Annotated in this window: 16 protein-coding genes; 10 read left to right on the top strand and 6 right to left on the bottom strand. The window is 70.8% G+C overall.

Features of this window, described 5'->3' with window-relative positions:
* The first annotated feature begins 71 nt into the window (after positions 1 to 71).
* Both AW273_RS03230 and AW273_RS03225 read left to right on the top strand, forming a co-directional pair.
* The gene (locus AW273_RS03230; protein WP_062344971.1) at positions 72 to 893 is read left to right on the top strand and encodes an alpha/beta fold hydrolase; all 822 of its coding nucleotides are present in this window, start codon (positions 72 to 74) and stop codon (positions 891 to 893) included.
* Between the two features lie 32 nt (positions 894 to 925).
* Positions 926 to 2,668: a glycerol-3-phosphate dehydrogenase/oxidase gene (locus AW273_RS03225; RefSeq protein WP_083949465.1), complete on the top strand. Its 1,743-nt coding sequence runs from the start codon at positions 926 to 928 to the stop codon at positions 2,666 to 2,668.
* On the opposite strand, the gene AW273_RS03220 is transcribed toward AW273_RS03225, so the two are convergent.
* Together AW273_RS03220 and AW273_RS03215 are read right to left on the bottom strand one after the other, a co-directional pair.
* On the bottom strand, positions 2,665 to 4,761 hold the full coding sequence (locus AW273_RS03220) for a beta-propeller domain-containing protein (RefSeq protein ID WP_062344967.1): 2,097 nt from the start codon (positions 4,759 to 4,761) through the stop codon (positions 2,665 to 2,667). The genes AW273_RS03225 and AW273_RS03220 overlap by 4 nt on opposite strands.
* Positions 4,762 to 4,799: 38 nt before the next feature.
* The gene (locus AW273_RS03215; RefSeq protein WP_157555534.1) at positions 4,800 to 6,692 is read right to left on the bottom strand and encodes a protein kinase domain-containing protein; all 1,893 of its coding nucleotides are present in this window, start codon (positions 6,690 to 6,692) and stop codon (positions 4,800 to 4,802) included.
* A 97-nt stretch (positions 6,693 to 6,789) separates the two neighbouring features.
* Here AW273_RS03215 and AW273_RS03210 point away from each other — a divergent pair, with 97 nt between their 5' ends.
* From AW273_RS03210 to AW273_RS03200, 3 genes are read left to right on the top strand one after another with little or no spacing between them, the layout of a single operon-like run.
* Positions 6,790 to 8,346, top strand: a complete 1,557-nt coding sequence (locus tag AW273_RS03210) for a succinic semialdehyde dehydrogenase (RefSeq protein WP_062344964.1) — start codon at positions 6,790 to 6,792, stop codon at positions 8,344 to 8,346.
* Positions 8,347 to 8,385: 39 nt separating this feature from the next.
* The gene (gene guaA, locus AW273_RS03205; RefSeq protein WP_062344963.1) at positions 8,386 to 9,933 is read left to right on the top strand and encodes a glutamine-hydrolyzing GMP synthase; all 1,548 of its coding nucleotides are present in this window, start codon (positions 8,386 to 8,388) and stop codon (positions 9,931 to 9,933) included.
* Between the two features lie 25 nt (positions 9,934 to 9,958).
* Positions 9,959 to 11,200 (top strand): acyltransferase family protein, encoded by a 1,242-nt coding sequence (locus AW273_RS03200; protein ID WP_198167978.1) that lies wholly within the window; start codon positions 9,959 to 9,961, stop codon positions 11,198 to 11,200.
* Here AW273_RS03200 and AW273_RS03195 read toward each other — a convergent pair.
* From AW273_RS03195 to dprE1, 3 genes are all read right to left on the bottom strand, one after another.
* Positions 11,098 to 11,898 carry a polysaccharide deacetylase family protein gene (locus tag AW273_RS03195; RefSeq protein WP_062344962.1) on the bottom strand — a complete coding sequence of 267 codons (801 nt, stop codon included), beginning with the start codon at positions 11,896 to 11,898 and terminating at the stop codon, positions 11,098 to 11,100. The genes AW273_RS03200 and AW273_RS03195 overlap by 103 nt on opposite strands.
* Before the next feature lie 68 nt (positions 11,899 to 11,966).
* A complete protein-coding gene (gene dprE2 / locus AW273_RS03190) occupies positions 11,967 to 12,701 on the bottom strand; it encodes a decaprenylphospho-beta-D-erythro-pentofuranosid-2-ulose 2-reductase (protein ID WP_062344961.1) in 735 nt (244 codons plus the stop codon).
* Positions 12,698 to 14,002 (bottom strand): FAD-binding protein, encoded by a 1,305-nt coding sequence (dprE1, locus tag AW273_RS03185; RefSeq protein WP_062344960.1) that lies wholly within the window; start codon positions 14,000 to 14,002, stop codon positions 12,698 to 12,700. Before dprE1 ends, dprE2 begins: the two co-directional genes overlap by 4 nt.
* A 183-nt stretch (positions 14,003 to 14,185) precedes the next feature.
* Here dprE1 and AW273_RS03180 point away from each other — a divergent pair, with 183 nt between their 5' ends.
* Genes AW273_RS03180 through AW273_RS03170 form a run of 3 tightly spaced genes read left to right on the top strand, consistent with a single transcriptional unit; the run spans position 14,186 to position 19,340 of the window.
* Positions 14,186 to 15,133 (top strand): glycosyltransferase family 2 protein, encoded by a 948-nt coding sequence (locus AW273_RS03180; protein ID WP_062344959.1) that lies wholly within the window; start codon positions 14,186 to 14,188, stop codon positions 15,131 to 15,133.
* Positions 15,130 to 16,422: a polysialyltransferase family glycosyltransferase gene (locus AW273_RS03175; protein ID WP_063909811.1), complete on the top strand. Its 1,293-nt coding sequence runs from the start codon at positions 15,130 to 15,132 to the stop codon at positions 16,420 to 16,422. Before AW273_RS03180 ends, AW273_RS03175 begins: the two co-directional genes overlap by 4 nt.
* Positions 16,419 to 19,340, top strand: coding sequence for a bifunctional glycosyltransferase/CDP-glycerol:glycerophosphate glycerophosphotransferase (locus AW273_RS03170; RefSeq protein WP_062344957.1), 2,922 nt, complete (start codon positions 16,419 to 16,421; stop codon positions 19,338 to 19,340). Before AW273_RS03175 ends, AW273_RS03170 begins: the two co-directional genes overlap by 4 nt.
* Here the strand turns inward: AW273_RS03170 and AW273_RS03165 are convergent.
* A complete protein-coding gene (locus tag AW273_RS03165) occupies positions 19,337 to 20,794 on the bottom strand; it encodes a stealth family protein (RefSeq protein WP_198167977.1) in 1,458 nt (485 codons plus the stop codon). The genes AW273_RS03170 and AW273_RS03165 overlap by 4 nt on opposite strands.
* Positions 20,795 to 21,023: 229 nt before the next feature.
* Here AW273_RS03165 and AW273_RS03160 point away from each other — a divergent pair, with 229 nt between their 5' ends.
* Together AW273_RS03160 and AW273_RS03155 are read left to right on the top strand one after the other, a co-directional pair.
* On the top strand, positions 21,024 to 21,863 hold the full coding sequence (locus AW273_RS03160; RefSeq protein WP_062344953.1) for a CDP-alcohol phosphatidyltransferase family protein: 840 nt from the start codon (positions 21,024 to 21,026) through the stop codon (positions 21,861 to 21,863).
* Complete coding sequence (locus tag AW273_RS03155) at positions 21,856 to 22,857, top strand: sulfotransferase family protein (RefSeq protein ID WP_062344951.1); 1,002 nt, start codon at positions 21,856 to 21,858, stop codon at positions 22,855 to 22,857. Before AW273_RS03160 ends, AW273_RS03155 begins: the two co-directional genes overlap by 8 nt.
* The last annotated feature ends 2 nt before the right edge of the window (positions 22,858 to 22,859 follow it).

Genomic DNA, 22,859 nt, shown 5'->3' with positions numbered 1-22,859 from the left:
GCCGTTCCAACTCCTTACGGCATAAGCTATTGTTCCGGCCATAAATAGCTTACAAGATAAGGAGATAGTCGATGTTCGCCACCCTCCACGACGGCGCCCGGATCGACGTCCACGTCCACGGCGAGGGGCCCGCCCTGCTGCTGCCCGTCGATCCGAGACCGGCCGACGACGGGCCGGCGGCGGAGGCCCTGCGGGCCTGGGGAGGAGAGCCCGGTCTCGGGTTCAATCTGATCAAGGGGCTCGAAGACCGGTTCAGGGTCGTCGCCTTCGACTACGAGGGGCACTGCCTGGCCGTGCCGAAGAAGGACCTGACCCCGGCCAACGTGGCCGCCGACCTCCTCGCCGTCGCCGACGCGGCGGGCGCCGACACCTTCGCCTATTACGGCTACTCGTGGCTCGCCATGGTGGGGCTCCAGCTCGCCATCCGGTCCGACCGGGTCGACACGCTGGTCATGGGCGGATATCCGCCGATCGACGGGCCCTACCGGGAGATGCTGGCCGTCACCGAGGCGGCCTGGGAGTACGCGAGGAACCCCGCCCCGCCCGCCGAGAACGTCACCCCCGGCGACTGGGACAACGCCACGCCGAGCGCGAGCCCGGCCCAGACCGGGCAGTTCATGGCCCTCTATCAGGAACTCCAGGAATTCGACGACCGGGCCGTGACGCTGGACATTCCGAGGCTCTGCTTCGCCGGATCCGAGGACACCATCGTCTACAGCGACAAATGGGGCGGGGTCACCGTCGACGTGGCCGGGCCCTTCCTGCGGAGCCGGGCCGACATGGAGGCGAAGGGCTGGGAGGTACGGGTGCTCGACGGCCTCGACCACATGGGCGCCATGCGGTCGGCGGTCGTGCTGCCGATCCTGACAGGATGGGTAGGACGCCAGGGGTAGGCGCATAGCCGTACAAAGGGAGAGTTGAACCCATGACCGCGCTTATGGGGACAGGGCGGCTGGGGCCGGCGGAACGCTACGCGGCCCTGTCGCAGATGGCGGCGCAGGAGCTCGACGTCGTGGTGGTCGGGGGCGGCGTGGTGGGCGCGGGCGTCGCGCTCGACGCCGCCACGCGAGGGCTCTCCGTGGGCCTCGTGGAGGCGCGCGACTACGCCTCGGGCACCTCGTCGCGCTCGTCGAAGCTGATCCACGGCGGGTTGCGCTATCTCGAACAGCTCAACTTCGAGCTGGTCAGAGAGGCGCTCCAGGAGCGCGCGCTGCTGCTCCAGCGCATCGCCCCCCACCTGGTGCGGCCGGTGCCGTTCCTGTTCCCGCTCACCCACGCGGGCTGGGAGCGGCCCTATGTGGGCGCGGGCCTGATGCTCTACGACTCGCTGGGCTTCTCGTTCGGGTTCACCCGGGGCGTGCCCGGGCACCGGCACCTGTCGCGCACCCGCGCGCTGCGGCTGGCCCCGGCGTTGCGGAAGACCGCGTTCAAGGGGGCCGTCCAGTACTGGGACGCCCAGGTCGACGACGCCCGCTACGTCATGACCCTGCTGCGCACCGCCGCGACCTACGGCGCCCACGTCGCCTCCCGCACCCAGGTGGTCGGCTTCCTGCGGGAAGGGGAGCGGGTCACCGGCGTACGGGTCCGCGACCTGGAGACCGGCGAGGAGATCGACATCCGGGCCCGGCAGGTCGTCAACGCCACCGGGGTGTGGACCGACGACATCCAGGAACTCGTCGGCGGGCGCGGCCAGATCCACGTCAAGGCCTCCAAGGGCGTGCACCTCCTGGTGCCCCGCGACCGCATCCACTCGCTGACCGGCATCATCCTGCGCACCGAGAAGTCGGTGCTCTTCGTGATCCCGTGGGGACGCCACTGGATCATCGGCACCACCGACACGGCCTGGACCCTCGACCTGGCCCACCCGGCCGCCTCCCGGACCGACATCGACTACGTCCTCGACCACGTCAACGAGGTGCTGGCGGTCCCGCTGACCCGAGACGACGTCGAGGGCGTGTACGCCGGTCTGCGGCCCCTGCTGCGCGGCGAGTCGGAGCAGACGTCGAAGTTGTCGCGCGAACACGTCGTCGCCCACCCGGTGCCGGGGCTGGTGCTGGTCGCGGGCGGCAAGTTCACCACCTACCGCAAGATGGCCGCCGACGCCGTCGACGCGGTGGTCCACGGCCTGGCCACCCGGGTGCCGCCCTCGTGCACCGACACCGTCCCGCTCGCGGGGGCCGAGGGCTACCAGGCCCGCTGGAACTCCCGCTACCGGCTGGCCCAGCAGTCGGGCCTGCACGTCGCCCGCATCGAGCACCTGCTCCAGCGCTACGGCTCGATGATGGACGAGGTCCTGGCCCTCATCGAAGACGACCCCGACCTGGCCCGGCCGCTGACCGGCGCCGACGACCACCTGCGGGCCGAGATCGTCTACGCCGCCACCCACGAGGGCGCCCGGCACCTCAACGACGTGCTCAGCCGGCGCACCCACATCTCCATCGAGACCTTCCACCGCGGCCTGGCCGTCGCCGAAGAGGTCGCCCAGCTCCTCGCGGGGCCGCTGGGCTGGGACGACGACCAGGTCAAACGTGAGGTGGAGTACTACACCAAGCGGATCGAGGCCGAGCGCGCCGCCCAGGAGACCGACACCGACCAGGAGGCCGACGCGATCACCATCGGCGCTCCCGAGATCGTCCCGGTGGCCGCGCCCGATCGCAAACCCGTCTAGAAGAACTTCACCCAGGCCCGGTCGGCCAGGGTCGCCTTGTCGCTGATCTTGACGCCGAGGTCGGAGAAGGTCCAGACCGTGTCGCCGATGATCACGCTGCGCCTGATCGACGGGTCGAGCGGCAGGTTCGGGTCGCCCGGCTTCGGATGGGTGATCACACCGGCCTTCTCGATCGTGTCGCCGATCTTCAGCACGAGCGCCTGCGAGCCGTCGTAGTAGTCGGCTCCCCAGGTGGCCAGCGGGATCAGCGCCAGGCCGTCCTGCGGCCAGTAGAGGAAGGCGTGCGGGTCCCATTCGGCCTGGGTGGCCGACTCCTCCTGGTGGTAGCGCGACAACACCGCCGGGGCGCCCGGGTCGCGGACGTCGAACAGCGACACCTGGGTGCCCTGCGTCCGGCCCCTGGTGTCGGCCTCCTGGCCGACGCCGATCAGCCTGCCCTCGCCCGCCGGGTGCAGGTAGGCCGAGAAGCCGGTGATCTTCAGCTCGCCGGTGACCTTCGGGGCCTGCGGGTCGCGCAGGTCGAGGGTGTAGAGCGGGTCGACCTGGCGGAAGGTGACCATGTAGCCGACCGGGCCGATGAACCGCACCGAGTAGATGCGCTCACCCTTGCCCAGGCCCGTCACCCGGCCGGTCTCGGCGAGAGTGTCGGCCTTAAGGACGTAGACGGCGCTCTCCGACTTCTCGTTCTGGGCCCGCGGCGTCGTGGTGGTGGCGATGCGCAGGTGGTTCTCGTACTCCGACATCGAGTACTGGTTCAGCAGCCGCCCGGGGACCGAGCCGGAGGCGACGTAGCGCGGCGTGCCGGTGCCGGTGACGTCGAACCGGTGCACCTCGGTGCGCTCGGACACGGGCACGACCTCCGGCACGGTGTCGTCGCGCCCGGAGGGCGAGGGGCTGACGACCTCGGCGGTGGGGACGACCTTCTCGGCGCCGCTCGGCGTCGGCTGCGCCTCGGGCGCGACCTTGCCCGGGTCGGGGATCTGGGTGGGCATGTCCGGGTCGGGCGACGGGGGCACCGGGGCCGCGGGGGTCGCCTCGGCGATCGGCGCCGGGTCGACGTCCACGGCGATCGGCATCGGGAAGAAGCCGCCCCACCAGAGCGGGTTGCTCGTCACGTAGAGGCTGTTCTGGGTGCCGTAGACGGTGTCGCCGTCGGCCGCGACGCTGATCGGTTCGGTCGTGCCGAAGGAGCCGTTCAGGTCGAGGGTGTGGACGGTCACCAGCGACCGTCCCGTGAAGTCGGCCGGGTGGCTGACGTTCTCGCACTTCACCGCGCCCTGGGTGAGCCGGCCGTTCGACTCGATCTCGAACTTGGGCAACCAGGCGTCGAGGGGGGCCTTCCGGTAGGTCTCCTTGACCGCCTCCAGCATCTCCTCCTGGGTCTTGGCGCCGTCGTACTGGGGCATCGGCACCTGCGGCTCGCTGCGCACCACGATCCGGACGGTGGTCCCGACCATGCGCGCGTCGACGTGGATGGCGTTGGCGGGGGACATGCTGCCGAGGACCTTCGGCGGGCCGGCCAGGTCGACCATGACGTAGCGCGGCGAGGCGAGCATCGCGGGCCCGGCGGCCACGCGGGCGGTGGCGGCCGGGACGTACCCGCCGTTGTTGAACAGCACCAGCGCGCGGTCACCGGCCACCAGCAGGTTCGCCTCGGCCCACGACTGCTCCTCGGCGACCAGCCGCAGCGTGCCGGTCACCTTGCCGGACGCCGCGTCCATCACCCGCAGCACGCCGCGGTTGACCGTGACGACCCGCTCGCCGTCGGTCTTGACCAGGTCGGGCTCGTCGACCCCGGCCTCGTGGACGTTGGTCGTCGAATGGGTCTGGGCGCCCGCGCCCGCGGTGGACCGGGCACTGTCGGCCGCCTCCGCCATCGCCATGGGCATCACCTGGAAGCTCTGGGCGTGCTTGACCGCGGCCTCGCGCAGCCCTTCGAGCATGCTGTCGCAGTCGTCGAACGCGACCAGCTTGATGTTCGACGTCAGGTCGATCGGCGTCACCGGATCGGGTGCCGGGGCGGCGCCCGGCGTGCAGGCCGTCGCCAGCAGGGCAATCGCGATGGCGCCCGCCACGCGAAACGAGGTGGTCATGCCCACAAGACGGATCGGAGGCCCCCTCGGTTCGGGCGCTAATCGCGCCGCAGGTAGCCGTTGCGGAAGTAGAGCTTGTCCATCGCCGCGTCGGTCGCCCTGATCAGCGTCTGGGTCTCGGCGCCCTTCAGGTCGGTGACCACCACGGCGTCCTCGTCGTCGTCTCCGGTGGCCGTGCAGAAGATGTGGGTGGTGTCCCACCAGCCCAGCACGGTGTCGCAGCCCGACTCGAACTCCTCCAGCACCGCCCCGGTAGCGGTGTCCCAGACGCACAGGGTCACCGTCTTGTCCGCGCAGGTGGCCACGAACGCCCCGCCTCCGGCGGTGAACAGGTCGCGCGGGTCGGTGAGGGTGCCGCCGATCTCCGGCAGCGTCTTCACCTCCTTCCCCTGCAGGTCGTAGACGTGGGGGACGCGGCTCTCCTTGTCGGCGACGATCGCGGCGATCGTGTCGCCGTCGCCGGTCCAGGCGAACGCGGCGTCCTCGGTCAGGCCGGGCACCTCGACGATCCGGGCGGTCCCGGCCGGCACGTCGACCAGGACGAAGCCCTTGGTCGTCGTCTTGTCGTCGACCTTCTCGCGCATGGTGAGCAGGACCCGGTCGCCCTCGGGTGACCAGTGGACGTAGTTGGTGGTGCGCGGCTTGGCGACCGTCCGCACCGTCACGGTCGTGCCGCTCGCCACATTGGTGATCTTCAGCGAGTCGAGGTCGTCGGCGTCGTACTCCCACGGGATCCCGGCCAGCCGGTCGGCGGTGGGGCTGGGGGCGGCGTCGACGTAGGAGTGGCGGGTGAAGGTCGCCTTGCCGGGATCGCGGACGTAGGCGTCCCACTTCTCCCGGTCGACCCAGAAGATCGACAGGTAGGCCGGGTCGCCGGGTCGTTCCAGCGCCACCGCCGTGGTGTCGTCCATGTCGATGGTGACCGGCGGCCGGGGGCTGGGGGACGCCGGGCCCGGCGCGGCCGAGGTCGTGACCGGGGCCGGGGGCGGGGCGCTGTTCGTGGTCGCGGCCCACACGCCGCCGATCGCCGCGATCACCGTCACCGCGGTCGCGGCCGTGACCACGGCCAGCGTGGGGAACTTCCGCTTCTCCCGGAAGACCTGCGGGACCGTCACCCGCGCCGCCGCCGGATCGCTGACCAGCAGCCGGTCGATCACCTCGCGCGCGGTCGGGCGCAGCGCCGGGTTCTTGTTCAGGCAGTCGAGCAGGATGCCCCGCAACGGCTGGGGGACGTCGCCCAGGTCGGGCGGCATGCGCAGCACCCGGTTGATCACCGCCGGCATCGTGTCGTTGCCGAACGGCGCCCGCCCGGTCGCAGCGTAGGCGATCGTGCCCGCCCACGAGAACAGGTCGGCGGCCGGTCCGATCGGCCCCCCGGCGAGCTGCTCCGGAGCCATGTAGGCGGGAGTGCCGATCATCGTCGAGGTCAGCGCCGTGTGGCTGCCCAGGGCCTTGCTGATGCCGAAGTCGATCACCCGGGGGCCGTCGGACCCGAGGATCACGTTCGGCGGCTTGAAGTCGCGGTGCACGATCTCGGCCTGGTGGATCGCCGCCAGCGCCGTCGCGGTGCCGATCGCGAGCCGGTGCAGCGAACTGCCCGTACGCGGCCCGCTCCGCGGGATCGCCTGGGCCAGCGACTCGCCCTCGATGTACTCGCTCACGATGTAGGGCCGCTGGTCTTCGGCCCCCACGTCGATCACCTGGGCGGTGCAGAACGGCGCCACCCGCTTGGCCGTGCTGACCTCCTGCAGGAACCGCCGGACCATCGTCTGGTCCTGCGCGAGCTCCGGCCGCAGCCACTTGATCGCCACACGTTCGCCGCTGGGACCGGCCCCCAGGTAGACGATGCCCTGACCGCCTTCCCCGAGGACCGCCTCCAGCCGGTAGCCGCCGAGCACAGGGGGATCGGACGGGCGTAAGGGAGTCGTCACGACTTGAATTGTGGCCCATCACCTCGGTGGCAGGGCGTTGCGAATTGACCGTACCGGCCGGTAGTCATGAGCTTCGCGCCGGAATAGTCTCGCTTTCATGGCTGGTGAACTCCGGGTGCCCGACCCCGCGCTGCTCGACCGTCTCCTCCGTCACGTCACGTCGGAGGGCAAGACGCGGACCGTGGTCGCGCCCTTCACCGGAGCGCCGCTGGCCGAGGTGCCGATCTCGTCGGCCGAAGACGTGCGCCGGGCCTACCGGCAGGCGCGGGAGGCCCAGGAGGCCTGGGCCGAGCTGCCGGTCAAAGACCGGATCAGGCCGTTCGAGCGGCTGCACGACGCGATCCTCGACCGCCGCGCCGACCTGCTCGACGTCATCCAGTGGGAGACCGGGAAGGCCCGCCGGCACGCCTACGAAGAGGTCCTCGACGTCGCCGCGAGCAGCCTCCACTACGTGCGCAAGGCCCCCGGCCTGCTCGCGCCGCGCGCCCGCCGGGGCCCGTTCCCGCTGGCCACCCGGACCGTGGAGGTACGCCATCCGCGCGGCGTCGTGGCCTTCATCAGCCCGTGGAACTACCCCCTGTCGCTCGGCGTGAGCGACGTCGTGCCCGCCCTGATCGCCGGGAACGCGGTCGTCCACAAGCCCGACACCCAGACGCCCCTGTCCACCCTGTGGACCATCGACCTGCTCACCGAGCTCGGCATGCCGCCGGAGATCTGGCAGGTCGTCGTCGGCGACCCGGCCGACATCGGCGAACCCCTGATCGACGACGCCGACTACGTCGCCTTCACCGGCTCGACCCGGGCCGGCCGGGGGGTGGCCGAGGCCGCCGCCAAGCGGCTCATCGGGTGCTCCCTGGAGCTCGGCGGCAAGAATCCCATGATCGTCCTGGACGACGCCGACGTCGACCGCGCCGCCGCCGGCGCGATCAGGGCCTGCTTCACCAACGCCGGTCAGCTCTGCGTCTCGATCGAGCGCCTCTACGTCCACGACGCCGTCTACGACGCCTTCACCGAGCGGTTCGCCCGCGCCGTGGGCAACATGAACATCGGCCCCGGCCACGACTGGGCCGTCCAGATGGGCTCCCTCACCTCCCAGCGCCAGCTCGACGCCGTCACCGCCCACGTCGAGGAGGCCGTCGAGAAGGGCGCCACGGTGGTCACCGGCGGCAAGGCCCGCCCCGACCTCGGCCCGTTCTTCTACGAGCCGACCATCCTGGAGGACGTCACCGACGACATGGCCCTGTGCCGCGCCGAGACCTTCGGCCCGGTCGTCGCCCTCTACCGCTTCGACACCATGGCCGAGGCGCTGGAGCTGGCCAACGACACCCCCTACGGCCTCAACGCCTCCGTCTGGACCGGCGACCCCGCCAAGGGCCGCGCCCTGGCCTCCCGGATCAAGGCCGGCACGGTCAACGTCAACGAGGGCTACGCCTCGGCCTACGGGTCGTTCGACTCCCCGATGGGCGGGATGAAGAACTCGGGTCTGGGCCGCCGCCACGGGAACGAGGGGCTGACCAAGTTCACCGAGAGCCAGACGATCTCCTCCCAGGCGGCCTGGCTCGGCTTCGACCCCATCCTCGGCATGCCATATGAGACATATGCCGACACCCTGGTCACCCTGCTCAAGGGAATGAAGAGACTCCGCCTTAAGTAGACTGGCGCTACCGCCGGTTCATCTTCAGGGAGTCCTCCTGTGTCAGAGTTCGACACGGTCCTGGTCGTCGACTTCGGGGCGCAATACGCCCAGCTGATCGCGCGCCGGGTACGTGAATGCCAGGTCTACTCCGAGATCGTCCCCTCGACGATGCCGGTGGCCGAAATGCTGGCCAAGAAGCCCAAGGCGATCATCCTGTCCGGCGGGCCCTCCTCGGTCTACGCCGAGGGCGCCCCCGCCGCCCCCGTGGGGTTGTTCGAGACCGGGGTGCCGACGTTCGGCATCTGCTACGGCTTCCAGGTCATGGCCCAGGCCCTCGGCGGCACGGTCGCCAAGACCGGGGTCGCCGAATACGGCCGCACCGACCTGACCGTCGTCGAGCCGGGCCGCCTGTTCGGCGCGCTGCCGGTCTCCCAGCAGGTCTGGATGTCCCACGGCGACTCGGTGAGCCAGGCCCCCGAGGGGTTCACGGTCACCGCGTCGACCACCGAGACCCCGGTCGCCGGGTTCGAAGACCCCGCGCGGGGCTTCTACGGCGTGCAGTTCCACCCCGAGGTCATGCACACCGACCACGGGCAGAAGGTGCTGAAGGCGTTCCTCGACGCGGCCGGGTGCCGGCCGAGCTGGACGATGCTGAACATCGTCGAAGACGCCGTCGAGGCGGTCAAGGCGAAGATCGGCGACGGGCGGGCCATCTGCGCCCTGTCGGGCGGGGTCGACTCCGCGGTGGCCGCCGCGATCGTGCAGCGGGCCATCGGCGACCGGCTGACCTGCGTCTTCGTCGACCACGGGCTGCTGCGCAAGGGCGAGGCCGAGCAGGTCGAGCGTGACTTCGTGGAGATCACCGGGGTCAAGCTGCGCGTCGTCGACGCGGCCGAGCGGTTCCTCAAGGCGCTGTCCGGGGTGACCGACCCCGAGGAGAAGCGCAAGATCATCGGCCGGGAGTTCATCCGGGTCTTCGAAGACGAGCAGCGCGCGATCCTGGCCGACGGGCCGGTCGACTTCCTGGTGCAGGGCACCCTCTACCCCGACGTGGTCGAGTCGGGCGGCGGCACCGGCACCGCCAACATCAAGAGCCACCACAACGTCGGCGGCCTGCCCGACGATCTTCAGTTCGACCTGGTCGAGCCGCTGCGCGCCCTGTTCAAAGACGAGGTGCGGCGGGCGGGCGAACAGCTCGGGCTGCCGGCCGCGATGGTCTGGCGGCAGCCGTTCCCGGGGCCGGGGCTCGGCATCCGGATCATCGGCGAGGTCACCCATGACCGGCTCGAGATCCTGCGCGAGGCCGACGCCATCGCCCGTGAGGAGCTGACCCGGGCCGGGCTCGACCGCGACATCTGGCAGTGCCCGGTGGTGCTGCTGGCCGACGTGCGGTCGGTGGGCGTGCAGGGCGACGGCCGCACCTACGGCCACCCGGTCGTGCTGCGGCCGGTGAGCTCCGAAGACGCCATGACGGCCGACTGGTCGCGGGTGCCCTACGACGTGCTGGCCCGCATCTCCACCCGGATCACCAACGAGGTGCGCGAGATCAACCGGGTCACCCTCGACGTCACGAGCAAGCCGCCGGGCACCATCGAGTGGGAATAGTGCCAGTCGGGGTAGATTGGCCCCGGTGACCACGTCTAACCGCCTGGCCTGGCTTGACGCGTTGCGCGGCATTGGCGCGCTCGCCGTGGTGGCCGAACACCTGCTCCCGTGGGTCTATCCGCCGCTCCGGCCGACGTTCATGAACATCGGCATGTACGGCGTGGTCGTGTTCTTCCTGGTCAGCGGATACATCATCCCCGCCTCGCTGGAGGGGCGGGGAGACGTGCGGGCCTTCTGGACCAGCCGGCTGTTCCGGCTCTACCCGCTCTACCTGGTGGTGTGCGCCATCGCGCTGCTGGTCGGGCTCTGGGTCCCGGTCCGGGAGCAGGTGCCCCGTGACGCGTCCGGGGTGCTCGCGCACGTCTCGATGTTGCTCGACGTGGTCCACGTGGGCGGGCTGGCCGATCCGATGTGGACGTTGTCCTACGAGATGGTGTTCTACCTCGTCGTGACGGCCCTGTTCGTGAAGGGCGTGCACCGGTTCAGCGGGTGGTACGCCATCGGGTTCGGCGTGCTCGCGGTGGCCGCCGGGATCGTGATCGGGGCACCCTGGCTGCCGGGGCCGTGGCCCGCCGTCGTGTCGGGGGTCGTGTTCGTCGTCGGCATGGCCGGAATGTTCAGTGGGCGGTTCCAGACGACCGCCGCGCTGGTCCTCGGCGTGATGGCGCTGGTGCTGCTGATCGGGTCGTCGTACGTGCCGTGGTTCGGGGCGGCGATCCTCGCGATGATGTTCACCGGGACCGCGATCTATCGCTGGGAGAAGGGCACCGGGCCGTTGTGGCCGGTGTTCGCCGCCGCCGTCCTGGTCGCGCTCAGCCCGGCCTGGGCCATCGCGGCGGGCTGGTGGTGGGTGCAGCCACCCGTGTGGATCACCACGCTGGTGCTGGCCGGGGCCACCTTCTGGGCCGGGCGGGCGCTGCGCCACCGCACCTGGCCGAAGGTGTTCGTCTGGCTCGGGCTGATCAGCTACTCGGTCTACCTCGTCCACCACCCGATCCTGCGGATGGTGCCGATCCTGTTCGGCCACATGATGTCCAAGCCGGTGTGGGAACGCGCGCTGCTGGCCGTCGGCTATCTCGTCGTGCTGCTGCTGGTGAGCTGGGCCACCTACAGATGGGTCGAGGCGCCCGCCCAGCGGCTGGGCAGGCGCCTCGTGAAGAAGCGTCAGACCTCGCCGGCGGGCTGGCCGCCGAACGGGTCGTCCTCGTCTTCGAGCAACTGGCCGTCGTCGTCGCTGCCCTCGGGGGCGGGCGGCGGCGCCGGGTAGGACTGGCCGGGCGTCAGCTTGACCCCTTCGAGCAGGGTCGAGGCCGTGACGAAGTGGTAGCCCTGCTTCTTCAGCGTGGCCAGCACCTTCGGCATCGAGTCGACCGTCTGCTTGACGGTCTCGTGCATCAGGATGACCTCGCCGCGCCCGGCCACTTCGAGGGCCTTGGAGGTCAGCAGGCCGACCTGGCGGTTCTCCGCGACCCAGTCGCCGGTCGAGGTGGTGCCGGGGATCAGCACCATGCCGAACTTGGCGGCGATCTCGCGGACCGTGTCGTCGGTGAGGCCGCCGGGGGCGCGCATCACCGTCGGGGCCTTGCCGGTGACCTTCTTGATCAGCTTGTGGGTCTCGTTGACCTGGTCGTAGACCTCGGTGCGGGTCAGCTCGGTCAGCCACGGGTGCGACCACGTGTGGTTGCCGATCTGGTGGCCGGCCTTGGCGATGTTCTTCAGCAGCGCCTGGTGCCTGTTCACCTCACGGCCGATCACGAAGAACGTGGCCTTGGCGTCGTACTTCTTGAGCGTCGCCAGCAACCTGGTCGTATAGGGCCCCGGGCCGTCGTCGAAGGTCAGCGCCAGGCACTTGTGGGTGGCGCAGAACGGCTTCTTGGGTGCCTTCTTGGGCGTCGCCGCGGCGGGTGCGGCGGGCAGGGTCACCACCAACGCTAAGGCGGCGAGGGCGGGGATCAGACGGCGCATCACAGACTCCTCGGGGATCACTCAAGCCCGAAGCGTAACGCCTGTTATTGAGAGTTCTCTGAGCCGCGTCATCCGGTGATACGACGGACGACCGAGCCGGGCAGCCGGGTGAGCTGGCCGAGGATGCCCGGCACCCACACGACCCCCGACTTCGCGCGCAGGCCGTCGAGGACCGCGCCGGCCACCGTCTCGGGGCTCGTCGCGATGGCCGGCGGGGTGACGCCCCTGGTCAGCCGGGTGCGGACGAAGCCGGGGCGGACCACCATCACGTGCACGCCGGATCCGCGCAGCGCCTCTGTCAGACCGCGGGCGAAGGCGTCGAGGCCCGACTTGGCGGAGGCGTACAGGAAATCGGCCGCGGTCGGGCGGCCCGCCGAGACCGAGGAGAAGACCACGAGCGCGCCGTGGGTCTGCCGGCGCATCGCGTCGGCGCACACGATCGCGGCGGTCATCGCCCCGACGTAGTTGACCATCGCCACGTCGGCCGCCTTCAGCGGGTCGAGGTCGGCGTCGCCGAGCAGGCCGCAGGCCACCAGCGCCACGTCGACGTCGCCGCCGGCGAACACGTCGCCGATCACCTTGGCGTGCTCCTCGACCCGGAAGGCGTCGAAGTCGGCCGTCTCCACGCTCGCGCCCGCCTCGGCCAGCCGCACCGCCGCGGCGTCGCGGGCCGGCGACGGCCGCCCGGCCAGGATCACCCGGCGCACCCGGCGGCGGACCAGCCGCATGGCGGTGGCCATCGCGATCTCGGACGCCCCGCCGACGATCAGCAGGCTCTGCGGTTCGCCGAACGCGTTCTTCACAACGACAACCTCCTGGCGAGATCTGACTGGAAGACCAGGCGCGGATCGAGCTCGCGCCGGCGCTCCCGGAAGGCGGCCAGCCCCGGATACATCACCGGCAGCAGTTCGGGCCGCAGCCGCGAGTCCTTGGCCAGATAGACCCGCCCGCCCGCCTCCGCCACCAGCTCGTCGAGCCGGTCGAGCAACCAGGCCAGCCCCTTGGTGGTGGTCGGGAAGTCGAGCGCCAGCGACCACCCCGGCGTCGGGAACGAGAGCCAGCCGCCGCTGCCCGGCCCGAAGCGCTTGAGCACGGTCTGGAACGACGCGGCGTGGCTGCGCCTGATCCGTTCGACGATCTTCATGAGGGTCTGCTCGGCGCCCATCGGCACCACGAACTGGTATTGCACGAGCCCGCGCGGCCCGTAGAGGCGGTTCCAGTGGCCCACCCGGTCGAGCGGGTGGAAGAACGACGCCAATGGCCTGACCTGCACCGATTCGCGTTTCGTGGTGGCGTAGAGGCCCCGGTTGACCAGGCTCATGGTGTGGCGGTTCAGCAGCCCGACCGGTAGGAAGCCGGGGGAGGCCTCGAAGCCGCGGGCCCGGAACGACCGGGCCGCGCCCTGCCGTGCGTGGTCGGCGCCCTCGACGACGCCCCGGCCCTGCCGGGACAGGCAGTCGACCCAGGCGGCGGTGTAGCGGTGGGCGAGGTCGGCCTGGGTCAGCCGGGTCATCACCGATTCGAGGTCGCGGCACTTCCAGGTGTTCACGATCATGCGGGAGGTCTCGATCGGGGTGAGCCGGATCGTCGCCTTGGTGATCACCCCGGTCAGGCCCATGCCGCCGACGGTCGCCCAGAAGTCGGGGTCGGCGGGCGTGAGCGTACGGGTCACGCCGTCGGCGCCGAGCAGGTCGAGGGCGGTGACGTGGCTGCCGAAGGAGCCGTCGATGTGGTGGTTGCGGCCGTGGATGTCGGCCGCGACGGCCCCGCCCACGGTCACCTGCCGGGTCGCCGGGGTGACCGGCGGGAACCAGCCCTCGGGCACCAGTTCGCGCATCAGCCGGTGGAGGCTCACCCCAGCCTCGACCGTGACGTAGCCGTCGCGGACCGGCCCGATCGCGGCCAGGCCGGTCATGTCGAGCACCAGCCCGCCCGCGTTCTGCGCCGGGTCGCCGTAGCTGCGGCCGAGACCGCGCGCGATCATCCCGCGCCCGCCCGGGGCCAGCACCAGCGGGGTCAGCTCCGCCTCGGCGCCGGGCCGCAGCAACTCGGCGACGCTCGGGGAGGTACGGCCCCAGCCGGTGAGGATCGTCTTGTTCGCCATCGACTCTCTCCGTGATTGACCGATCGCGTCACGTTATCCCGGCATTCGGGGGAGAGCGAGCACGCACCCGCCACGGGCGGGTGACCTGCGCCTCAAGGATGGGTCAAGAGATCGGTCGTGACTCACCGTGACCGGCAGGGTTGCGGGGTAACCGCACCGTTCCGCCCGTTGGAGTTGCCCCGGATGGCCGCCACCCTTTCGGTGATCGTTCCCGTCAGGGACGGCGAACGCCACATCGCCGACGCCCTGACCTCCCTGCGCGCCAACGCGCGTGCCGACTTCGAGTTCATCGTCGTCGACGACGGCTCGGCCGACGCGACCAGGGAGATAGCCGAGAGCTTCCGGGGCGACCTGCCGGGGCTGACCGTCATCGGCCGGGACGCCTCCTCCGGCGTCTCGGCGGCCCGCAACCTGGGCCTGGCGGCGGCGAGCGGGACGTACGTCACCTACCTCGACGGCGACGACTGGTACGCCCCCGGCTACCTTCCCCAGCTCGTCTCCGCCATCGAACGGCTCGGTTGCGACTTCGTCCGGGTCGACCACGTGCGGGTGACCGGCACCACCCGGGAGGTGCGGCGGGCGCCCGAACAGCGGCGCGGGGTCGTCTTCCCGGGCCGTGCGGGCATCACCGGCATGGGCCGCCTCGGCATGGTCGACTACCCGGTCCCGTGGGCCGGGATCTACCGGCGTTCCCTCGCCGGCCAGGGCCTGCTCACGTTCGACCCCGCACTGGCCACCGCCGAGGACCGGGCCTGGGTGTGGCGCCTCCACCTCCACGCCGCCACCTACGCCGTCGCCTCGCTGACCGGCGTGTTCTACCGGCGCGGCCGCAAGGCCTCGCTCACCCAGGTCGGCGACGAACGGCAACTGCACTTCCTGGACGCCTACCTCGGCGTCATCCACGACCTCGACGGAGACGACCCGGAGCTCGTCCGCAAGGCGACGCACAACCTGTGCGCGCTGATCGCCTACCACCACAAGCTGCGCGGGCGGCTGCGCCCCGACGTCGCGGCCACCTTCGACACCCGGGCCACCGCCGCCCTGCGGGAAGTCCCGCCGGACGCCCTCGCGGTGGTCCTGCCGACGCTGGGCCACGCCCGCGAGAAGCTGCTCAGGAGGTTCCTGCCTTGAAAACCCAGCTTTTCTACTGTTCGACGTTGTTCGGGGCGATGACGCTGGCCGCGGCCATCGACGCCGGTCTGTTCGGCCCGGCCGGGCGGCGTGTGCTGCTCGTGTCGAACAACGTCGCCGTCCCCGAGCTGATCTCCCCGCTGCACCGGACGCCCGCCTTCGAGGCGATCGGCGACCGGTTCGACCACGTGCACTTCTGGAACGAGCTGATCGCCCCCTACCACCCCGTCCGCGTCCGGGTCCGGCCCGAGCAGGGGCCGCTGCTGCGGCGGCTGCTCACCCAGCGGCTGCTCGACGGGCACGCCCCCGACGAACTGGTCGTCGAGTCGATCGGCGCCTACCCGGCGCGCGGGCTGGTGGAGATCTTCTCCGGATGCCCGATCACGGTCTACTCCGAGGGCCTGATGAGCTACGGCCCGACCCGCGACGCGATCCCCGGCGACCTCGGGGCGCGTGTCGACCGGCTGCTCTACCTCGACCTGATCGAGGGCATGCGGCCGCTGATGTTGTCGGAGCACAAGGTCCCGGCGGTCGCGGTGCCCGACGTGGCCTTCCGCGACATCGTCGGCAAGGTCAGCGCGGTCACGCCGGTCGGCGGGCGCGGCGGGGCGCTGCTGCTCAGCCAGTACATGTCCGACGCCGGGCTCATCTCGTGGGACGAGGAGCAGGCCATCCACGAGGCCATGCTGCACGGCGTCGCCGCCCGCGGCTTCACCACCGTCCGGTTCAAGCCGCACCCGTCGGCCGGCCGCCGCCAGGTGCGCGGCATGAAGGCGCTGGCCGAGCAGCTCGGGGTGCAGCTCACCGTGGTGCCCGAGTCGGTGCCGGCCGAGACGTGCTTCGCCGCCTACCGGCCCGACCTGGTCGTCGGCACCTTCTCGACCGGCCTGATCACCGCCCGGCACTACTTCGGCATCCCGGTCGCCACGGTCGGCTGCCCGCGGGTGCTGGAGCGGCTGAAGCCCTACGAGAACAGCAACCGGGTCGCGCTGACGATCGTGGACGCGAGCGTGCCCGAGCTGACCCGGACCGGCGCGCTGGTCCCGGCCCCGGTCGAGCCCGACCTGCTGCCCCGGCTGGTGGAGGGGGTCGTCTACTGCGCCCAGCGCAAACGGATGCCCCACCTGCGGGCCAGCGCCGAGGCGGTCGTCCGGGAACTGCGCAAGGACCTGCGCTGGCGCTACTTCCCGCGCCGCCGCCTGGCCCAGTACGGGCTGATCAAGAAGGCCCCCCGGCCGTCGTTGTGGCGGCGGGCGCTGCGCTACGCGCGCCGGCTGGTGACCGGATGACCCGGCCGACGCTCTCGGTCGTGGTGCCCTTCCACGACGTCGCCGAGTTCCTGCCGCGCTGCCTCAACTCGCTGGCCAGGCAGCGGCTCAAGAACATCGAGTACGTGCTGGTCGACGACGGCTCCACCGACGGCAGCGCGGTCATCGCCAAGGAGAAGGCCGCCGCCGATCCCCGGTTCACCGTGATCGAGCAGGAGAACCGGGGCCTCGGGCCGGCCCGCAACGCGGGGGCGCGGGCGGCCCGGGGCACCTACCTGGCCTTCGCCGACGGCGACGACACCCTGCCCCGCACCGCCTACGCGTCGCTCGTCGGCAGCCTGGAGGCCACCGGCTCCGACCTGGCCTGCGGGAACGTGAAACGGATCGTCGGCGGCAAGCTGCGGCCCTCGGCCGGGCACGCCGAGGCGTTCGCCGCCACGGTCACCGGCACCCACATCCGCCGCCGGCACGCGCTGCTCGCCGACCGGACCATCTGGAACAAGGTCTTCCGGCGCGAGTTCTGGGACCGGCACGGCTTCGAGTTCCCCGCCCGGCGCTATGAGGACTCGCCGGTCACCATCCCGGCCCACGTGTTGTCGGGCTCGACCGACGTGCTCGAAGAGGTCGTCTACCACTGGCGTGTCCGGTCGGGCTCGATCTCGCAGCGGCGGACCGAGCCGGCCAACGTGCTCGACCGGCTGGCCTCGATGCGCGCGGTGTCGGAGTTCCTGACCGAGCACGCGCCCCGTCTCTGGGCCAGGCACGACCTGCTGGTCACCGAGTTCGACCTGTCGTTCCTGCTGGAGGCGCTGGAGACGGCCGAAGGTGCGGAGCAGGAGGCGCTGCTCGACTCGCTGGCCGAGACCCTGGGCGTGCTGCACCCGAAGGCGATCGCCAAACAGCCGTCGATCCGGCGGCTGGAGCTGCATCTGGCCGCCAACCGGATGGTGCCCGAACTGCGGGAGGTCCGGATGTTCCGCCGCGCGTCGCTCGGCGACGCCGGCGCGGTGCGGCACGGCTGGTTCAGGCGCCGCCGCTGGTTCATGGACTACCCGTTCCTGCGCGACCCGGCGAAGGGCATCCCCGACTCCGTGTACGACCCCGGCGTCGACTTCCAGCTCAGGGCGGTCGTGGACGGCGTACGGATGGACGGAACCCGAATGACCGCCAGGGGCTACGCCTACATCACCCACCTGGACAGCTCGCGCGGCACGGTCGACGTGTGGTTCCAGCGGGAGGGCGTCCGGCTGCCGCTGGAGGTGAAACGGGTCACCCGGATGGACGCCACCGCCGACTCCGGGCAGTCGGCGACCTGCCACGACGACGCCGGGTTCGAGGCGTCGATCGACCTGGCCGACGTGCCGCGCGGACGCTGGAACCTGCACTGCTCGGTGACCGACGGCGAGGTCGTCAGGAAGGGCGTGCCGGAGGCCCATCCCGACACCGGCCATCGCCGTTATCCGCCCGGGGGAGTACACCAGCCGAGCCTGACCGAAGAGGGGCTGGTGCTGCGGCGGCCGGTGAAGGACCGCGGCCACGCCTGGATCGAGTGGAGCGGCGACCGGATCGCGGTGCGGACCAGGAAGGTCCAGCCGCTGGTGTTCCAGAAGACCACCCACCGTCCCGGCGAGGACGGCCGCGTCCTCATCACCCCGCCCGCGCGGGTGGGCGTCTGGCGCATCAGGAAGACCGACGGCACACCCCTTCGCCTGCGCGTGGGGGTGTCGCCGTCTCCGCGCCGGATCGGCGTGCACCTGGTGTCGTTCCGTACCGAGCTCGAAGGGGAGGTCCTGGTGGTGGTGCAGCCCGCTCTGGAGGACGACGAACGGGGCCGGTTCGCCGAACGCCGCCTGCGCGGGACCGTGCGGCACTTCAAGAGGAACCCCATCAGGGAGACCGTGGTCTTCGACGCCTACGGCGGCCGGCTGGCCTCGTGCAACCCGCGGGCGGTCTTCGAGGAGATGCGGTCGCGGGACCTGCCGCTGGAGTACGTCTGGGTCACCCGCGACGGCTCGTTCGAGACGCCGGAGGACTCCCGGGTCGTCCTGCACGGCTCCAAGGAGCACGAACTCGCGCTGGCGACGGCGCGTTACCTGGTCGGCAACCGCACCCAGCCGAACTGGTACACCAAGCCGCCCGGCCAGACCTATCTGCAGACCTGGCACGGCACGCCGCTCAAGAAACTCGGCCACGACCTGCGCGACCTGCCGTTCCGGCGCACCGAGCTGCTCGACTGGATGGCCCGCGACGTGCCGCAGTGGGACCTGCTGATCTCGCCGAACCCGTTCTCGACGCCCATCATGCGGCGCGCGTTCGGCTACCGGGGCGTGGTGTTGTCGACGGGCTATCCGCGCAACGACGCGCTGTTCTCCGCCGACCGGGCCGCGCTGGTGCGCAGGAGGCTCGGCATTCCGCCGGGCAAGAAGGTGGTCCTGTACGCCCCCACGTGGCGCGACGACCTCCACCGGGGCAGGAAGCGCCGCCTGTCGATGGAGCTCGACCTGGCCCGCATGCGGTTCGCGCTGAAGGACCACGTCGTGCTGGTCAGGGCGCACCACCTGATCACCGACCGGCCGAAGATCAAGGCTCCGGCGATCGACGTGACCGGCTACCCCGAGATCTCCGACCTCTACCTGGCGGCCGACGTGCTGGTCACCGACTACTCCTCGGCCATGTTCGACTTCGCCTGCACCGGAAAGCCGATGGTGTTCTTCACCTACGACCTGGAGCGCTACCGCGACACGCTGCGCGGCTTCTACTTCGACTTCACCGCCGAGGCGCCGGGGCCGCTGACCAGGACCACCGACGAGACCATCGACGCCATCAGGGAGGCCGCGGTGCCCGCGGCCTACCGGACGTTCCGGCAGAAGTTCTGCCCGTGGGACGACGGGAGGGCGTCGTCCCGAGTGGTCGACATCCTGCTCAGCGGCTCTCTTTAGAGGCTCTCGAACGGCGTGGGGGTCGGGTAGTAGGCGTCGAGGAAGCGGGCCAGGGCGGCGTCCTGGTCCGCCGTCGTCGGCGCCGTGTCGTTCAGGCAGAACGCGTCGTGCTCGCGGTTGGCCAGCATGCGGCGCAACTTCGCCGGGGTCTTCGGCAGCGCCAGGTCGACGTAGGTGTAGTCGATCTGGCCCGGCAGCGCCCGGCCCGTCAGGTAGGCGTAGTAGTGGGCCAGCGACGACGCGGTCGAGATGTCGCTCGCCCGCCGGAACCGGCTGGCCGAGACCGTCTTGAACTCGGCCGGGAACCGCTCCTCCAGCTCGAACAGCAACGACCGGCGCAGCGCGTAGGGCACGTGCTTCATCTTCTGCGTCAGCGTGCGCCCGCACAGCTCCTCCAGCATCCGGCGGTTGTTCATGCCGGCCTGGTGGACGGGGTTGTCCTCGTTCAGCGTGAACGGGACCTGCGCGACCGACGGGAAGAACCGGGTGATGCCGTTGCCCTCGAAGAACGTCTCCGGGTAGAGCACCTTGCCCAGGAAGAAGTCGTCGTTCAGGTAGAGGAAGTGCTCCGACAGGCCCTCGATGTGGTGCAGCCGCGACTCGATCGCGTGGCTGTTGAACACCGGCAGCACCGACTGGTCGGCGAAGATCTCCCGGTGGTCGACGATCCTGATCCGGTCGTCCTCGACCAGCCACGACGGCTTCTGCCGGTCGGTGACGACGAAGACGTTCCGGATCCAGGGCGCGTACGTCAGCAGCGAGCGCAGCGAATAGCGCAGCTCGTCGCGGCTGACGAACCGGGCCTCGCTCGTGGCCAGGTCGCTCAGGCCGCCGGTCAGCGCCAGCTCCTTGCGCGCCCGCCATTCCGGGTCGTTGCCGTCGACCCAGGTGTAGACCGCGTCGATCGGGAAGTCGACGTCGTCGACCAGCCGGCGCGCGAACTCCGGGCGCGTCGGATAGACCCGCGCCGACTCCGACACCAGCCGGTTGAACAGCGACTCCGGCGCGTCGACGGTCTCCTCGTGGACGGGCACCGCCTCGCACACGCGGTTGGGCCGCGGGGCCACCAGCATCTCGCCCTCACGCTGCCAGAACTCCAGGTCGACGCCCGACTCGGGGCCGAGCGTGAGGGTGCGTGACGGGCTCGCGTAGTAGAGCCACAGGCGGATCGCCTTGGCGTCGCCCATGTCGTTGCGGCGCAACTGCCGGATCTTGCCCAGCTCGTTGACCTTGTGCCGGCCCCCCGGCAGCCGCGCGCCGTAGAGCCCGTGACGGGTCAACGACGTGATGGCCCTCTGCCGGTACGTCGTGCGCACCGCGATGACCGGTGGACGGCCGCGCATGGGCCGTACACAGAAGAACGGAATCGCCGATCCGGACAGTGATCGGCAGATCAGGTCGAACGTCTCCCGCGAAGCCTGCGCGGGACTGGCGTCCTGCCTGATCAGAGCCACCCTGGGTGGCATCGGTTCGCGCGCTGTCAGGCGGCTGTGAAGCTGTCGGTACAACGTAGACACCGGCATGGCTCTCCCCCCGAAGAATGCGGCGACCCTACCGGACGCCTGAGTGCGTTGGCGGGGGCTTTGCCCACGTCAGGGCAATGGTCAAGAAGTGGCAACGAGATGCTCTGGGGAGCCCAGAAGAAGCCGTTGACGACTACCGAACGTAGTCATTCTTACGTTCATGGGGGGCTTCACGCTCGACGACATACTGGCGACGCGCAAGCCACGGGACTCCTGGTGGACCGTCTTCGCGGTCGACCCGGTCGCGTGCCGGCTCGCGCTCCTGACCGCCAACCACACCTCGATCACGCCCAACGGGCTGACCGGCCTGTCGATGCTGCTCGGCGGCGCCTCGGCCGCCTGCTTCGCGGCCGGTGAGCTGGCCGCGGGCGCGGCGCTGTTCTACCTGAGCTTCACCGTCGACTGCATGGACGGCAAGATCGCCCGGCTGAAGGGCAGCGGCACCTCGTTCGGCCTCTGGCTCGACTACGTCGGCGACCGGGTGCGCGTCGCCGGATGCGCGTTCGGCTTCGCCTTCGGCGAGGGCACCCTGTGGGCGTTGTGGCTGGCCGCCGGGATCGTGGTCCTGGACCTGTTCCGGTATGTCAACGGGCCCCAGCTCCTCAAGGTCAGGGAGGCCTCCCGCGACCGGGTGCGCGCCGCGACCGGCGGCGACCCCGTGTTCGTCGAGGACGTCCTGCTGGCCGACCCGCTGGCCGACGTCCGCGACGAGTCCGTCGTCGATCTCCAGTCGGCCTTCCGCCGCAGATTCCCCTGGTTCGACCGGTTCCGCCTGTTCCTCGCGCGGCACCGCGTCCGGACCCATCTCATGAGCGGCATCGAGTTCCACGCGGCGATCTTCGTCGTCGCGCCCCTGTTCGGGGCGGCCGCGATGCTCTGGTCCGCGCTCGCCACGGGCGCGCTGCTGGCCGCGTTCGAGGCCGCTCTCGTCTACCGCACCTGGCTGGCGGCCCGTGAGGCCGACCGGGTCGTACCGGAAAGGGTGAAAGTGCTTGTCTGATCGGCCGATCTTCATCGTGGCGTGCCCCCGCTCGGGAACCACGCTCCTCCAGCTCATGCTGCACGCCCACCCGCGCATCGCGATCCCGCCGGAGACGCGCATCCTCGTGCAGGCCTACCTCAAGCGCCGCCGCTTCGGCGACCTGCGCAACCCCGAGCGCCGCCGCGAGATGGCGCAGTGGGTCACCGGCGGCCACCGCACCCAGTTCGGCGACCTGGGCATCGACAAGCACGAGTTCATCGAGCGCGCCGTGGCCGGTCCCGGCTCGCTGGGCTCGGTCGTCGGCCTGGTCTACAAGATGTTCGGCGAGCAGCACGGCAAGCCGCGCTGGGGCGACAAGCGCCCGCCGTACATCAAGCACATGGACGCGCTCATTGCGATGTTCCCCGACTGCCAGATCGTCCACATCATCCGCGACGGCCGCGACTGCGTCTCGTCGCTGAAGGAGATGCCCTGGTTCAAGGAGGACATCTACCAGGCGGTCAACCGCTGGTGCGAGGCCATCGACTTCGGCCGCAAGTGCGGCCTGGGCCCCGACAGCTACTACGAGATGCGGTACGAGGACCTGACGGCCGAGCCCGAGCTCGAACTGAAGAAGTTGTGCGCCTTCCTGGGCGAGGAGTACCACCCCGCCATGAAGGAGCCCTCCAAGGTCGCCGACACGATCCCGTCGCACAAGTCGTGGCACGAGAACACCCGCGGCGAGGTCACCACCTCCCGCACCGGCACGTGGGCGACCCGCCTGGATCCGTGGGAGCTCTCGCTCTGCGAGACCGTGATGGGCGAGCGCCTCACCGCCTACGGCTACGAGCTGTCGGGCGCGCCCAAGGCCGAGCGCAAGCACGTGGCCCAGTACGAGAAGACCGCCGCCTACTGGAAGCGCCGCTACCGCAAGCGCGCCGTGACGGAGTGGTTCAACCGCTTCCGCGAGGCAGGCCCGGTCGCCGCGCAGCTCACCGAAGGCCAGCGAGAGCTGTCCGGGCTGGGCTCCTGAGC

The organism is Herbidospora yilanensis (assembly GCF_001570565.1).
GTDB classification, from domain to species: Bacteria; Actinomycetota; Actinomycetes; order Streptosporangiales; family Streptosporangiaceae; genus Herbidospora; species Herbidospora yilanensis.
This window is presented reverse-complemented; position numbering and strand designations above follow the sequence as displayed.